12 protein-coding genes are annotated in these 14,983 nt (G+C 43.5%); 5 read left to right on the top strand and 7 right to left on the bottom strand.

The window, feature by feature from the left end; all coding sequences use genetic code 11:
- Positions 1 to 23: 23 nt before the first annotated feature.
- From rsfS to leuS, 5 genes are read right to left on the bottom strand one after another with little or no spacing between them, the layout of a single operon-like run.
- Positions 24 to 341: a ribosome silencing factor gene (rsfS, locus tag RM556_RS15860; RefSeq protein WP_311360553.1), complete on the bottom strand. Its 318-nt coding sequence runs from the start codon at positions 339 to 341 to the stop codon at positions 24 to 26.
- Positions 342 to 356: 15 nt separating this feature from the next.
- Positions 357 to 1,046, bottom strand: a complete 690-nt coding sequence (nadD, locus tag RM556_RS15855; RefSeq protein ID WP_311375059.1) for a nicotinate (nicotinamide) nucleotide adenylyltransferase — start codon at positions 1,044 to 1,046, stop codon at positions 357 to 359.
- A 15-nt stretch (positions 1,047 to 1,061) separates the two neighbouring features.
- The gene (gene holA, locus RM556_RS15850) at positions 1,062 to 2,093 is read right to left on the bottom strand and encodes a DNA polymerase III subunit delta (protein WP_311375058.1); all 1,032 of its coding nucleotides are present in this window, start codon (positions 2,091 to 2,093) and stop codon (positions 1,062 to 1,064) included.
- A complete protein-coding gene (lptE, locus tag RM556_RS15845; protein WP_311360550.1) occupies positions 2,094 to 2,741 on the bottom strand; it encodes an LPS assembly lipoprotein LptE in 648 nt (215 codons plus the stop codon). It lies immediately after the preceding gene.
- A gap of 15 nt (positions 2,742 to 2,756) precedes the next feature.
- Positions 2,757 to 5,381 carry a leucine--tRNA ligase gene (gene leuS / locus RM556_RS15840; protein WP_311360549.1) on the bottom strand — a complete coding sequence of 875 codons (2,625 nt, stop codon included), beginning with the start codon at positions 5,379 to 5,381 and terminating at the stop codon, positions 2,757 to 2,759.
- A 393-nt stretch (positions 5,382 to 5,774) separates the two neighbouring features.
- Between leuS and RM556_RS15835 the strand changes: the two genes are divergently transcribed.
- Positions 5,775 to 8,159, top strand: coding sequence for a Lon protease family protein (locus tag RM556_RS15835; RefSeq protein ID WP_409220099.1), 2,385 nt, complete (start codon positions 5,775 to 5,777; stop codon positions 8,157 to 8,159).
- Positions 8,160 to 8,235: 76 nt separating this feature from the next.
- Here RM556_RS15835 and RM556_RS15830 read toward each other — a convergent pair whose 3' ends face one another.
- Together RM556_RS15830 and yhbY are read right to left on the bottom strand one after the other, a co-directional pair.
- Positions 8,236 to 9,030 (bottom strand): SDR family NAD(P)-dependent oxidoreductase, encoded by a 795-nt coding sequence (locus tag RM556_RS15830; protein ID WP_311375057.1) that lies wholly within the window; start codon positions 9,028 to 9,030, stop codon positions 8,236 to 8,238.
- 139 nt (positions 9,031 to 9,169) lie between these two features.
- The gene (gene yhbY / locus RM556_RS15825; RefSeq protein ID WP_311360546.1) at positions 9,170 to 9,466 is read right to left on the bottom strand and encodes a ribosome assembly RNA-binding protein YhbY; all 297 of its coding nucleotides are present in this window, start codon (positions 9,464 to 9,466) and stop codon (positions 9,170 to 9,172) included.
- 387 nt (positions 9,467 to 9,853) lie between these two features.
- Here yhbY and ftsH point away from each other — a divergent pair, with 387 nt between their 5' ends.
- The 4 genes from ftsH (at position 9,854) to tpiA (ending at position 14,976) form a co-directional block, all read left to right on the top strand.
- Entirely contained in the window at positions 9,854 to 11,785 is a 1,932-nt protein-coding gene (gene ftsH, locus RM556_RS15820) for an ATP-dependent zinc metalloprotease FtsH (RefSeq protein WP_311375056.1), read from the top strand.
- A 162-nt stretch (positions 11,786 to 11,947) separates the two neighbouring features.
- Entirely contained in the window at positions 11,948 to 12,784 is an 837-nt protein-coding gene (gene folP, locus RM556_RS15815; protein ID WP_311375055.1) for a dihydropteroate synthase, read from the top strand.
- A gap of 15 nt (positions 12,785 to 12,799) precedes the next feature.
- Entirely contained in the window at positions 12,800 to 14,140 is a 1,341-nt protein-coding gene (gene glmM / locus RM556_RS15810; protein ID WP_311360543.1) for a phosphoglucosamine mutase, read from the top strand.
- A gap of 95 nt (positions 14,141 to 14,235) precedes the next feature.
- On the top strand, positions 14,236 to 14,976 hold the full coding sequence (gene tpiA / locus RM556_RS15805) for a triose-phosphate isomerase (RefSeq protein ID WP_311375054.1): 741 nt from the start codon (positions 14,236 to 14,238) through the stop codon (positions 14,974 to 14,976).
- Positions 14,977 to 14,983 lie beyond the last annotated feature (7 nt).

Genomic DNA, 14,983 nt, shown 5'->3' with positions numbered 1-14,983 from the left:
AGTGACAGCCAGATTTGACTAGGCTATTGCCAAAGCTTTTCGAGTTGATAAAAGTCGCGCGTTTCATCCTGCATGACATGCACAACAACATCACCTAGGTCGACTAGCACCCATTCACCGCTTTCTTTACCTTCTACAGAAAGGGGAGGCATTTCAGCCGCTTTCATTTCAACGACTAAGTTCTCAGCAATGGATGACACGTGGCGTTTTGAATTTCCCGAACAGACAATAAGCATGTCAGTTATCGTGGATTTATCTTCTACGTTTATTTCAATGATGTCTCTAGCTTTCATGTCGTCTAGTTTGTCGACGACGAATTTTACGATTTCACTTTGGTTCAAGTTGATTCCTATCGTTTATGATTCATACAAATGGTGTTTATGGATATAGTTTAACACCGATTCAGGCAACAATGCTTCGCTGATTTTTGCTTCAGACTCATTTCGAGTACGAATTTCGTTTCTTATTTGAGTTGAAGAGACATTCAGCAACTTCGTTTCCAATGCAACTACCTTACCAGTTTGTGTGTGTAAACTGAGTAACTGCGCTTCATTTAGGTGTCTTTTAGCGCTACAGTCCATATACTCTGATATTTCTGGAAAGTGCAGTAGTGCTTCTCTACCACGCTTTAACACGAAAATGTTACACAATTGAATAAGTGACTGCCACTGATGCCATGAACGTAAACTATTGAATGAGTCAGTGCCCATGAATAACCAAAGAGGCGATTGTGTTCTTTTTCTCAATTGCTTAAGGGTTTCAACTGTATAACTTGTTTTGTTTGAGCGTATTTCGATATCTTCAATACAAAAGCGACGGTCTTCCGCGCATAACAAAGCAAGCATCGCAAGTCGATGCTCTGTGCTGACTTTTGGTGTTACTTTGTGCGGCGGAATATGACAAGGCATCAACGCAAGCTTGTCTAAAGACAATAGGCTCAATGCGTCTTGCAATGGATGCAAATGGCCAAAGTGCGGGGGATTAAACATGCCACCGAAAATAGCGGTCGGTGTTAATGCTGAAGAGTTCGGCTCAGAATAGGGCATAGGTGGTCTATTTTATTAACGTAATGGTAAATGCTGCAAAGGTGCAGGCATGAACATGACAGCTAAATGACTCAATAGTATAAATGGCTTTCGAGTTTGTTCACTTTTCAGAATAAGATCGGCTTGTTGTAAATGCGTCATCATTAATTGTAAATCTGCGTCTGACAATCTCTGCAAAGCGCTTCGATACAGGCCTTGTTTACTTTGCCAAATCCGCATTTTATTAAAGTTGATATTACCTTCCAAGCTTTGCATCGATTTGCATTCTAGTAAGGTTTGCGCCTCTTTAATTAGGCTCCATAAAATAATATTCGGCTCAACACCTTCACTTTCCAAGCGATAGAGAATTTTTATCGCCTTTTGCATATCACCAGCAAGTAAATCATCGATAAATTGAAAAACCGTGAAACGAGATTGATCGACCATACTATTGGCCAACATTTTCTCATCTATTGTTTGACCTGAGTCTCCATACATCAAGGACAGCTTTTCTATTTCTTGTTTGGCAGCTAACAGGTTTCCTTCACTAAAGTCACAAATCATTGCCATACCAGCAGGGGTAACGTTGACTTGTTGTTCGCGGCACCGTTGTTGCACCCATTGCTGCAATTGTTTGCCTTCAAGTGGGTAGCAGTGAGAAAACATGCCTTTGCTATCTAGGGCTTTAAACCACTTTGCCTTTTGAACATCTTTACCAATTTTGGGACCTTGAATTAAAATTATTGTGTCTGGAGAAGGATTTTCACTGATGGCCGTCAGTACTTTACTGCCCTCAGCGCCAGGCTTACCCGTCGGTAAGGTTAATTCGATGTATTGCTTGTCAGAAAATAATGACATTGTTTGAGTGGCATCAATCAATTGTGACCAACTGAAATCGGTATCTGCTACTAAGGTTTGTCGCTCTTCAAACCCTTGCGTTTTGACGTGTGCTCGAACGCAATCAATCATATCTAGTTTTTGTTGAGGCTCGTCGCCAAAGATCAAAATAAAGGGGCTAAGTCCTTGTTGTTGAACATGCTGTTCAAAACGGTTGGGATATACCTGCATTTAATTATCTCTGCTCTGAATTGCTCTGGCCTTTCTATCTTCGATTGAACTCAGTGCTTCAGTGTATTGGCTTGAAAGAAGACGAATGATGCGGTCCGCTGATTCTTGACGCATTTGGTCTAATACGAGGTCGAGCTCTCGCGATTTAGCCAACACTTGATCAGGGTCGTCTTGATATTCGCGTGCGACAATCATTTTCGACTGTATGGGTTCAGCAAAAGGAAAAATGACTTCGTATTCTACCGAATAAATTAACTCATACTCAGCAACTTGGCCTGTTGAAAAAACGGAGAGTAGGCGGCGCTCTAAGCCCTCAGGCTGCAGCTTTATTAATACGACGGTTGTTGGCTCAATGCCACTTGGGATCGTTTTCTCACCTACAATACTGTTCAACTGGTAAACCGGTAGGCGGTCATCTAAGGCTCTAGCAAGGGGTAAGTAATCAAACTGCGACAAAATAACCACATTGTTTAAGAAACTGGGTAAGGCTTGTGAGCCGCGAAGCTTGAAACCGCAACCTTGCAGAGTTAGCACAAATATCACCAGGACAAAGGCAATTTTCACTTTAGAGAATAGCGCGCAAAAAGAAAGACTGGTTTGCTGAAGCAAACTGTCTTTCTCTTGTGTATTGCCTATATGATTAAGCATATTAGATGTATACCTTTAGTTGGCAACGATGTTGACGAGTTTACCGGCAATATAAATAACTTTTCTTACCGTTTTGCCTTCAATAAACGCTTGAACATTTTCTTGCGCTAGTGCAGCGGCTTGGGCGTCTTCGCTTGAGATATCCGCGGCTAGCGTCATCTTTGCGCGTACCTTGCCATTAACTTGCACGACAATCAGCTTCTCATCTTCAACTAAAGCTGCTTTATCTACTTCTGGCCATGCAGATGTTTGTAATTCACCTTCACCATCTAGCAAGTGCCATAATTGTTCGCAGATATGCGGTGTGATTGGGTTGAGCAGTTGGATCATGGCCATAATACCCTCTCTTTGCAATGCTAAGTCCTGATCGTCTTCAACGTTTGCTTTTTGCAGGTTATTTAATAGCTCCATTACTTTTGCAACGGCCGTATTAAACGTTTGTCGACGACCTATATCGTCCGTCACCTTTTCAATAGTTTGATGAATTTCACGTCTTAAAGCTTTCTGAGATTTACTCAAAGCATCAAGCTGCAGGCTTGGTGCAGCTCCCGCTTCTTTACATGCGCTGAAGTGCTCATGAGCTAATCGCCATAGACGTTTCAAGAAGCGATTGGAGCCTTCGACACCGGAATCTATCCACTCAAGTGTTTGCTCAGGTGGCGCTGCAAACATCGTAAATAGACGAATAGTGTCCGCCCCGTAAATATCAATCACTGACTGAGGATCGATACCGTTATTTTTCGACTTCGACATTTTTATCATGCCGCCATGTTGCACTTCAGTACCGTCAGCTAAGTAGGCTTTTACAATGCGTCCTTTATCATCTTTCTCAACTGTAACGTCTTTCGGTGCATGCCAAATTTCTTTCCCTTTTTCATCTTTATTGAAAAATGCATCTGCTAAGACCATGCCCTGACAAAGTAGCTTTTTGAAAGGTTCATCACTACTTACTAAGCCTTCGTCACGCAGTAGTTTATGGAAAAAGCGTGCATACAATAAATGTAATATCGCATGTTCAATACCACCAATGTATTGGTCTACTGGCAACCAGTAATTGGCTTCATTTGGATTTAACATTGCATCATTTGGGGCCGAAGCATAACGAGCGTAATACCAAGATGATTCCATGAAGGTATCGAAGGTGTCTGTTTCTCGTGTAACCGGCATGCCATTGTGAGTCGCTTTTGCCCATTCAGGATCTGCTTTGATAGGAGAGGTAACACCGTCCATAACAACGTCTTCAGGCAGGACAACAGGCAGGTCTTCTGCATTAACCGCATAAGAATTACCAGCTTCGTCGTTTACCACTGGAATAGGTGCACCCCAATAGCGTTGTCTCGATACACCCCAATCACGTAAGCGATAGTTAGTGCTCTTTTTACCCAAACCTAAACTGGCAAGTTTTTCAGCGATAGCATCGAAGCCAGCTTGGAATGAAAGTCCGCTATATTCACCAGAGTTTACTAAGTTGTTCTTCTCTGTATATGCGCTTTCCTTGATGTTGGCGGTTTCAGCGTCTTCGGCTTTGAACTCAACCACTTGTAAGATGGGTAGATCGTACTTTGTTGCAAATTCCCAGTCTCGCTGATCGTGCGCAGGTACCGACATTACCGCACCCGAGCCATAACTCATTAATACAAAGTTAGCGATCCAGATCGGTAGTTTTTCACCAGTGAGAGGGTGAATGACTTCAACCCCTGTTGGCATACCTTTCTTTTCCATCGTCGCCATATCAGCTTCAGTTGTTTTGGTATTCTTACATTCTTCAATGAAAGCGGCGATTTCAGGGGTAGATTTTGCAGCTTCTAGAGCGATAGGATGTTGTGCTGCAACCGCCAAATATGACACGCCATAAAGTGTGTCAGGACGAGTCGTATATACTTCAACTTGCGTTAAGCCAGCTGTTTCAGTGACTAGATCAAAAGTAACATCAACGCCCTCTGAACGACCAATCCAGTTACGTTGGGCGGTTACAACTTGTTGCGGCCAATCGCTGAGCTTATCAAGGTCGGCAAGCAACTGGTCGGCGTAGTCAGTGATTTTAATAAACCATTGAGGGATCTCTTTTTGCTCGACTTCTGCCCCAGAGCGCCAGCCACGTCCATCAATGACTTGCTCATTTGCCAAGACTGTCTGATCAATCGGGTCCCAGTTAACAGTGGCATTCTTCTTATACACTAAACCTTTGTCGAACAAGCGAGTGAAGAACCATTGTTCCCAGCGATAATAGTCTTGCTTACACGTTGCTAACTCACGGCTCCAATCGTAACCAAAACCCAACGAGTTAAGCTGTGTCTTCATGTACTCAATGTTTTGATAGGTCCATTTCGCTGGTGCTGTTTTGTTATCAATAGCGGCGTTTTCGGCTGGAAGACCAAACGCATCCCAGCCCATTGGTTGCAAAACATTCTTGCCTTGCATACGGTGGAAGCGACTGACCACATCGCCAATAGTGTAATTTCGCACGTGGCCCATGTGCAGTCGACCACTTGGATAAGGGAACATCGACATACAATAGAACTTTTCTCTATTGTCATCTTGTTTCGCAGTAAATACTTGCGTTTCTTCCCAGTGGGATTGAGCTGCTTTTTCTACTTCTTGAGGATTGTATTGCACTTCGTTTTGGTCTGTATTGGCCATGTAAATCTAAATCTCTGGGCTTTTTGTTATTTTCTGCCTTATAGAATACCTTGTTGAGGGGTTGAACGACAATAGAATAAGCAAAGAAACTTTGTGCCGAGTTGAGGTCATAATGCTGGCACACCGTAAGGAAACCGCTGAGCATAGAACAACACACGAAAGTTGAAATGAGGAAATAAATCTTCATAAGCAGATAAAACTGAAGAATTTTCTTAGCACTTCCTCTACCATTGCAGGCGGAGCTATTTTCACAAAGAGTATCCGCAGTTGGTTTTTTGAGCAATTGACCTTGAATCCTAAATGAAAACCTGAATAACATGAGCGTAAAAGCTTAAGAATGCAGCCTTAATTAAAAGAATAAACATGCCATTACCGATATCGACGCTAGCTAAAATGCGACAACAACTTTCCATATCAGCCTCAGAGCTCAACTCTGCCTTGTCCACAGAAGAGCTCGATATCGCAATGCAAAGTCCGGAAGCAGATTCTGCCTTAATTGGCCAAAATCGAGCCAAAGAAGCCCTTAGCTTTGGTCTTGGCGTAAATTCTACAGGCTATAATCTTTATGTAATGGGTGAGCAAGCAACAGGGCGCTATACCTTGGTACATAGTTTTATCAGTCAACAAGCACAGCACCAAGAGACTCCAAATGATTGGTGTTACCTTAATAATTTTGAAGATGAGCGTCAGCCGATTGCTTTGCAATTACCTACAAACCAGAGCAAAGGCTTCGTAAAAGATATTGAGAGTTTGCTTGATGAATTACTCGATACGTTCCCTGCTGTGTTTGAGAATCCAAGTTATCAGCGCAAAAAAGCGGCGATCACCCGAGCGACAGAATTGCGATATGACAAAGCAATTGATGCGGTCGAGAAAATTGCTTTAAACAAAGGTGTTGCCTTACTAGAAGAGGGCGGCAGTATAAGCTTTTCACCAATCATCGACGGTAAGCCGATGAGCGATACAGACTTTGCTCAACGAGGCGATGAAGAACGCCAAACATACTATGACTTGATTGATGAACTGGAAGACTGTTTAAGTGAAGCTCTGATCGAAGTCCCGCTATGGCAACGACAAGGTGCCGAGCAACTAAGAAAGCTAAAGCAAGAAACCGCCGAACAGGGTATTCGGCCATTGCTGAAAGAATTAGAGCATAAGCATTCTGGCGATATTGCTATTCTAAAGCATTTACGCCAGCTCAAGCCCCATTTGATCGATACGGTTACGGAATTACTCGCACCCGTGTCCAAAGAAGAGAAACAAGAAGACTTTGATAAGCGTGCAATTTTAGTCGATACCTATGTGCCTAATGTACTAGTGCGTCACTCTTTAGATGCGGGGGCGCCGATTGTCTATGAAGCTAACCCTAGCCATCAAAATTTGTTCGGTAAAATCGAGTATACCAGCGTGCAGGGCAGTGTTTATACAAACTATAGAATGATTACGCCGGGGGCTTTGCACAAGGCGAATGGTGGTTATTTATTGTTAGATGCAGATAAATTGCTGGAACAACCCTACGTTTGGGAGTCTTTGAAGTTAGCCCTCAAGTTTAGTCAGTTGAAAATGGAATTACCACAGCAAGATGTGGGGATGGTGAATTCAATTACGCAAACCCCGCAAGTGATCCCTTTGCACGTGAAAGTTGTCCTCTTAGGTTCGCGTGAGCTTTATTACGCTTTACAGGATTATGATGACGAATTTAAAGAGTTATTTAGAGTCTTGGTCGACTTTGATCATGAGATCCCGCTAAATCAGCAAAACCTGAATGATTTTGTTGCGCGCACTAAAGCGCATACTCGAAAACTTGGTTTGGAATCTGTATCAGCCAGTGCAATTAATCGCTTAGTCGAGTACAGCTTGCGTTTAGCCGAGCATCAAACTAAGTTGAGCGCTCGCTTTGCCGACGTTATCGAGTTGATTAACGAAGCGAATTATTTCTGCACACAAGCAGGGGAACAAGTTCTCGACGCCATTCATATTGAATCAGCATTGGCAGCTAAGAAAAATCGCACAGGCAGAGTCAGTGAGTCACTTCTTGAAGATATCAAAGAGGGTCATGTACTGATTGCCACTGAAGGTGAAGCGGTAGGTAAAGTCAACGGTCTTACTGTATTAGAAGTCGGAGATACCGCCTTCGGTACACCTGCTCGGATAACCGCAACTGTTTATGCAGGAAGTAATGGTGTGGTTGATATCGAGCGCGAAGTAGAATTAGGGCAGTCCATTCATTCCAAAGGCGTCATGTTACTGACAGGTTACTTGGGACATAAATATGCGCAGTTTTTCCCTCTAACCCTGTCGGCGAATATTGCGTTGGAACAATCGTATGGTTATATCGATGGCGATAGCGCCTCGCTGGGGGAGCTTGTAGCGTTAATTTCTGCGTTAACCGAAGTACCTGTTCAGCAGGGAATAGCGGTAACTGGCTCGATCAATCAGTATGGTGAAGTTCAAGCCGTAGGTGGTGTGAATGAAAAAGTGGAAGGTTACTTTTCACTCTGTTTGCAGCGTGGCTTGAACGGCAAACAAGGTGTTATTATTCCCAAGTCTAACTCACTTAATCTGATGTTAGATAACGAAATTATTCAAGCCGTAGAGCAAGGTCTATTTCATATCTATGCCGCGAGTACAGTTGACGAAACTTTATCGATACTGATGGACAGAGAAGCTGGCGAACTAAATACGAAGTCGCGCTATCCTAAGAAAAGCATCCACTATCTTGCCGTCAATCGCCTGTACAATATTGCTAACATAGTAAATGGTGGCGGTGACGAGTAACTCTTGGTTTGGTAGGTGTGGTAGGTTTGTAAGTGCTTGTATTTACAAGCACTTATTGAAGGTAGCTTATTTATAACTACTTTGGCGGCATTCTAAGCGCACCATCTAAGCGCACAGTCTCACCGTTCAAGTAAGTATTTTCGCTCATATGTAGCACTAGCTTGCCAAACTCTTCAGGTAAGCCTAAACGCTTAGGAAATTGCACGTTATGTACTAGCGCATCTTGCACTTTATCTGGCATTGCCAACAACATCGGCGTGCCCATAACACCAGGTGCAATGGTATTCACTCGTATGCCCAAAGGCGCTAAATCTCTCGCCATTGGAAGGCACAAACCGATAATGCCACCTTTACTCGCGGCATAAGCGGTTTGGCCAATTTGGCCCTCATAGCCTGCTACTGAAGCTGTATTCACGATAAGACCACGCTGCTGAGCTTCGCCTTTAGGTGTGTTTTTAGCCATTGCGCTTGCGACGACACGTGCAACATTAAAGGTACCCACTAAGTTAATATCGATCACAGTTTTGAAATTGGCTAATGGCATAGCTTCACCTTCGCGGTCGAGCGTGCGCTTTGCCGGTGCGACGCCCGCGCAATTTACGCATAAACGAATTTCGTCTTTGCCAGCGGCTACATCAGAGACTGCTTTTTCAACACTCTCGTCATTGGTAACGTCAACTTTGTAGAACTGGCAACGATCTGCACCAAATTCCTGAACTCGTTGTTGACCCACTTCTTCGTTTAAATCGAAGATTGCGAGTTTATAGCCAGCATTGGCTAGAACCACAGCGCTAGCATGACCTAAGCCTGAGCAAGCACCCGTCACAATAGCAATACCAAGGTCGGCGTTTGCAGTTTGTTCTGTCGTCATATCATCCTCTTTTTGATTTCTTTTTTTATTATTATGTTTGCATTAGACACTGTTGACGTTCAACAGTATCGAGAATACGTTGCCAAGCAATATTGCGAAGGAAAAGAGAGAGTTGGGATGTAAACGCTGCTATACAGCGTTACTTTTTTGGAATACTTATCTTTTTCTCATCGCTTTGACGATAAATAACAAGTACATGACCGATAGATTGAACATGCACTGCTTTGGTTTCACCCACGATGGCGTCCATAATCAGTTGCTTTTCCTCTTTGTCATCAGATGGCACTTTCACTTTGATTAGTTCATGAAAACTTAATGCGTTTTCAATTTCGGCTAATACGCCCTCTGTTAAGCCATTGTTGCCTAGCTGAACAACAGGTTTAAGTGGGTGCGCGAGGCCTTTCAGATATTGCTTTTGTTTATTTGTTAAGTTCATTTGTTATCTTTTGTAACGTTTAAAATGAGATATACAGCCTTAAATGTTTGGTGCATACCTTGAAAAATAGTATTCTACCTCTATCTCTGTAACATTCCTAATTTCATTCACTCATCGGCTAAAGAAATTTTGAATACTTGATTGGCGAGGAAAGATGGCAATCGCTAGACGAGAGATTGGATTTAATTGAGCTTGTGAACTAGCCTTAGTGATGGGTGGACAAGTGTAAAAAAACGTATTCAAGCCGCATGCGGACATAGCGAAATGACTGTGTGGCATAGGCTAGCAAAGTATAGTAGTCTTTTATTCATCTATTCTGGTAAAACCGCCGTATAGATGTTTACTGGGTTAATTCAGATTCATTTTATTTTTTAGAGGTATGCAGCGTTGAGCGACATGGCAAAGAATCTCATTTTATGGCTTGTTATAGCAGTTGTGCTTATGATGGTCTTCCAAAGTATTTCAGGTGGCGAGAACCCGGGTTCGAAGCTTCCGTACTCCACTTTTTTAGAGCAAGTGAAGCGGGGTGATATCAAAGAAGTCACGATCAATCAGTCAACTAACGAAATCAAAGGCGTGCGTCGCAATAACGACACGTTCACCACGCAGATACCTTATCTAGATATGAAGTTGATGGATGAACTTCTGACAGAAGGTAATGTTGTTGTTTCCGGTAAAAAGCCTGAAGAACAATCTTTACTGGCGTCCATCTTCATCAACTGGTTCCCAATGTTGCTACTCATTGGCGTGTGGATATTCTTCATGCGACAAATGCAAGGTGGCGGCGGCAAAGGTGCTATGTCCTTTGGTAAAAGCAAAGCTCGCTTATTAAGTGAAGATCAAATAAAAACAACCTTCGCAGATGTTGCTGGTTGTGATGAAGCGAAAGAAGATGTGACTGAACTCGTAGATTTCTTGCGCGATCCAACGAAATTCCAAAAGCTTGGCGGTAAAATCCCGAAAGGCGTCTTAATGGTGGGTCCTCCAGGTACTGGTAAAACACTACTTGCCAAAGCTATCGCAGGTGAAGCAAAAGTACCGTTCTTTAGTATATCAGGTTCAGACTTTGTGGAAATGTTCGTCGGTGTCGGTGCTTCACGTGTGAGAGACATGTTTGACCAAGCGAAGAAGTCGTCGCCATGCATTATTTTTATCGATGAGATTGATGCCGTAGGCCGTAAGCGTGGCGCGGGCCATGGTGGTGGCCATGATGAGCGTGAACAAACCTTGAACCAAATGTTGGTTGAAATGGATGGTTTTGAAGGCCATGAAGGTATCATCGTGATTGCTGCGACTAACCGTCCTGATGTACTTGACCCTGCGTTGTTGCGCCCTGGTCGTTTTGACCGTCAAGTCATGGTAGGACTTCCTGATATCCGTGGTCGTGAGCAAATTTTGAAAGTTCACATGCGCAAAGTACCGTTGGGTGATAACGTTGAAGCATCTCTTATCGCACGTGGTACGCCTGGTTTCTCTGGTGCTGACTTAGCTAACCTTGTCAATGAAGCTGCGTTATTTGCTGCTCGCACGAATAAGCGCGTCGTAAGCATGGATGAGTTTGATAAAGCGAAAGACAAAATCATGATGGGCTCTGAGCGCAAAACGATGGTTATGTCTGAAGAAGAAAAAACCAATACTGCGTATCACGAGGCAGGACATGCAATTGTCGGTCGCTTGGTACCTAAGCACGACCCTGTGTACAAAGTGTCGATCATCCCTCGCGGACGTGCACTGGGTGTGACTATGTATTTACCTGAACAAGATAAATATAGTAGCTCGAGAGAAGAACTAGAGTCTCGCATCGCGACCCTGTTCGGTGGACGTATAGCGGAAGAAATTACATTAGGCGCTGCCGGCGTGACCACAGGAGCCTCGAACGATATCGAGCGAGCAACTGATATCGCTAGAAAAATGGTGACTCAATGGGGTTTGTCAGAGAAGATGGGTCCTATCAGCTATAAAGACGACGATAACGAAATGTTTATGGGTGCGCAGAGCAATCCTATGTCAGCAGAGACAGCAAGAGATATCGATGCCGAAATTCGTATGCTGATTGACCGTAATTACAAACTAGCTGAACAAATCTTGAAAGACAACATGGACATCCTTGAGTCAATGAAGGATGCGTTGATGAAATATGAGACTATCGATGCTAAACAAATCGATGACTTAATGAATCGTGTTGAAGTTCGTCCGCCCGCTGATTGGGAGAAAGATGACAAAGTAGATTCAGACAAACCTTCTGGTGGCGCGTCATTAAACGCCGGAAGCGAGCCTAAAGATACGCCTGATTCTGACCCAAGTGATGTTACGCACTAGGTAGTCAAACATCAGCGTGTAAACGCTGTTCGAAATAATAAAAACGCCAGTTTGAGTCCATTCAAACTGGCGTTTTTTTTGCTGTCGAATAACATAATCCAATTTTAAATTAGTAAAAAATCAGGCATGCTATGCAGCTTAAAGAATTAAATATCGAGCCTCATGAAATTTAGACATGTTGAAGTAGATTTTGAAAGCCCTAAGGTCATGGGGATTCTGAATGTCACCCCTGATTCGTTCTCCGATGGAGGCAAGTTTAATCAGGTCGATTCAGCCATCGAGCAAGCAAGGCGTATGCTGGCAGCCGGAGCAACCTTCATTGATGTAGGCGGCGAGTCAACCCGTCCTGGCGCTCAAGCGGTTAGTGTTGATGTAGAGCTAGAACGAGTGATCCCCGTCATTGAAGCGCTAACAAAAGAGCTCGATGTGATCGTGTCTATTGATACAAATAAGGCTCAGGTAATGCGTGAAGCTGTTGGTGCCGGTGCTAGTATGATCAACGACGTCAGAGCCCTACAAAATGAAGGTGCACTTGATGCAGCTGTTTGGGCTGCTCAGACGCACAATGTTCCTTCTTGTTTGATGCACATGAAAGGCGATCCAGAAACGATGCAAAAGGCGCCACAATATGGTCACGTTGTTGAAGAAGTTATCAGCTTTTTTGAGCAGCGAATAGAGGCCTGCACGCATGCAGGTCTTGCCTATGAGCACATCATCCTTGACCCAGGTTTCGGTTTTGGAAAAACGCTAGATCACAACTACCAGCTACTAAAATATCTGCAAAATTTTGATCAGTTTGATGTTCCCGTGCTAGCTGGATTATCTCGAAAGTCCATGATTGGTAAATTATTAGGTAGAGATGTTGAACAAAGGTTGGCAGGCAGTGTAGCGACTGCTACCATTGCCGCCCTTGCTGGTGCAAGCATCATTAGAGTGCACGATGTTGAAGAGACCATGGATGCGGTTAACATCGTGAATAAATTGCAAAACGTAGAATAATAAAAAGGAAGTCGTATGGCTAAGCGAAAGTATTTTGGTACAGATGGTATCAGAGGTAAAGTTGGGGAGAGCTCAATTACGCCAGAATTTGTTACCAAACTTGGTTACGCTGCAGGTAAAGTCTTAGCAGGTCAGGGCACTAATAAGGTGCTGATTGGAAAAGATACTCGTATTTCAGGTTACATGCTTGAATCGGCACTAGAAGCTGGTTTGTCAGCTGCCGGTATTAACATAGGCCTACTGGGTCCTATGCCTACTCCAGCGATTGCATATCTGACTAAAACATTTCGCTCTGAAGCGGGGATTGTTATTAGTGCATCGCATAATCCATATTACGACAACGGTATAAAGTTTTTTTCATCGACCGGTCACAAATTAGACGACAAAATCGAATTAGCAATCGAAGCTCAATTAGAAAAGCCAATTGAGTGCGTTGAATCAGATAAATTAGGCAAAGCAAGTCGTATCGACGATGCTGCCGGCCGTTACATTGAATATTGTAAAGGCACGTTCCCTTCAGATTTGTCGTTAAAAGGCCTTAAAATAGTGGTGGATTGTGCTCACGGCGCAACATACCACATCGCTCCTAATGTGTTGTCTGAATTAGGTGCTGAAGTCATTGAAATTGGGACGAAACCAAATGGTACAAATATAAACCATCAAGTCGGTGCAACTTCCATGAGAGCTGCTGTAGATGCGGTCAAAGAGCATAAAGCTGATTTAGGTTTTGCTCTGGATGGTGACGGTGACCGTATCATGATGGTAGATGAGAATGGCGCCGTGATAGATGGTGATGAAATTATCTTCATTATCGCAAGAGAAGCGATGAAAACCGGCCAATTAAACGGCGGTGTTGTTGGTACCAAGATGTCGAATTTAGGTATGGAAGTGGCGCTTGAGAAGCTAGGTATTCCTTTTGCGAGAGCAGATGTTGGCGATCGTTATGTGATGGAAATGCTGATGCAACGCGGTTGGAAGATTGGCGGTGAAAACTCTGGTCACGTATTAAATTTGAATTTGGCATCAACAGGCGATGGCATTGTCGCTGGCTTGCAAGTTATTGCTGCTATGCTGCGCTCTGATATGACTTTAAGTGCTCTGAATTCAGGCTTCACTCGTTTCCCACAACGTTTGATCAATGTGAAATACCAAAATCCTCAGACCAACCCTCTTGAAAATGTGGAAGTTGAGGCCATAGTTAAAGAAGCTGAGAAAGAAATGGGTGATGCTGGTCGCGTACTGCTAAGAAAAAGCGGGACAGAGCCTTTAATTAGAGTCATGGTTGAAGCAATTGATAAGTCTTTGAGTGATCATTGGGCTGAAAAGATTGCTGAAGTGGTTAAAAAAGCGTCATAAGCTTAGGCTAAGCACTTATTTGTGTATCAAGCACTTGTATATTTGTGAGTGGTTGGTTAATATCACGCCCGCTTTGAAAGGGCTTCGGAGTTAAAGTGTCAAATAACAATCGCAAACCATTTGTTGCAGGTAATTGGAAAATGAACGGAAATAAGGCTTTAGTGTCTGATTTTCTATCTAATCTACCAGCAAACAACAGTGTTGATGTCGTCATCTGTCCGCCGAGTCTCTATCTATCACACTTTGATAATGCGGCATTCGCGTTGGGTGCTCAAAATGTCAGTGAGTATGCATCAGGTGCGCACACCGGTGAAACTTCTCTGGCGATGCTCAGCGAACTTGGATGCACATATGTGATTGTTGGCCATTCTGAACGACGTGAAAACCACGGTGAATCGAGTGACATCGTTGCTAGTAAAGTCAAAGCAGTAATCGAAGCCGGATTAACACCAATATTATGTATTGGTGAGCCACTAGAAGTAAGAGAATCGGGTGGCGTATTCGATTACGTTAAGGCACAGCTTGACGCGGTGGCAAACGAATGCGGTAAGCAATATATTAGCCAATCAGTTATCGCTTATGAGCCAATTTGGGCCATCGGCACAGGCAAGACAGCAAGTCCTGAACAAGCGCAAGAAGTACACGCTTTTATTAGGCAAGAATTAAGTAAGTTAGATGCGAATGCAGCACAAAGTGTTCGACTCTTATATGGCGGTAGTGTCAATGCGGGGAATGCGCATGAACTATTCGCTCAAGAAGATATTGATGGCGGCCTTATTGGTGGCGCCAGTTTGAAAGTTCAAGATTTTACTACAATTTGCCAAGCGGCAAGTTAACGAGGGT

This window comes from Alteromonas sp. W364, assembly GCF_031846205.1.
Taxonomy (GTDB): Bacteria; Pseudomonadota; Gammaproteobacteria; order Enterobacterales; family Alteromonadaceae; genus Glaciecola; species Glaciecola blandensis.
This window is presented reverse-complemented; position numbering and strand designations above follow the sequence as displayed.

What these genes read in the sequence shown, in the direction of transcription:
- leuS (WP_311360549.1), bottom strand. Translation starts at nt 5,381, where the DNA reads ATGGCCAATACAGACCAAAACGAAGTGCAATACAATCCTCAAGAAGTA.
- yhbY (WP_311360546.1), bottom strand. Translation starts at nt 9,466, where the DNA reads ATGAACTTAACAAATAAACAAAAGCAATATCTGAAAGGCCTCGCGCAC.
- holA (WP_311375058.1), bottom strand. Translation starts at nt 2,093, where the DNA reads ATGCAGGTATATCCCAACCGTTTTGAACAGCATGTTCAACAACAAGGA.
- glmM (WP_311360543.1), top strand. Translation starts at nt 12,800, where the DNA reads ATGGCTAAGCGAAAGTATTTTGGTACAGATGGTATCAGAGGTAAAGTT.
- RM556_RS15830 (WP_311375057.1), bottom strand. Translation starts at nt 9,030, where the DNA reads ATGACGACAGAACAAACTGCAAACGCCGACCTTGGTATTGCTATTGTG.
- nadD (WP_311375059.1), bottom strand. Translation starts at nt 1,046, where the DNA reads ATGCCCTATTCTGAGCCGAACTCTTCAGCATTAACACCGACCGCTATT.
- folP (WP_311375055.1), top strand. Translation starts at nt 11,948, where the DNA reads ATGAAATTTAGACATGTTGAAGTAGATTTTGAAAGCCCTAAGGTCATG.
- RM556_RS15835 (WP_409220099.1), top strand. Translation starts at nt 5,775, where the DNA reads ATGCGACAACAACTTTCCATATCAGCCTCAGAGCTCAACTCTGCCTTG.
- lptE (WP_311360550.1), bottom strand. Translation starts at nt 2,741, where the DNA reads ATGCTTAATCATATAGGCAATACACAAGAGAAAGACAGTTTGCTTCAG.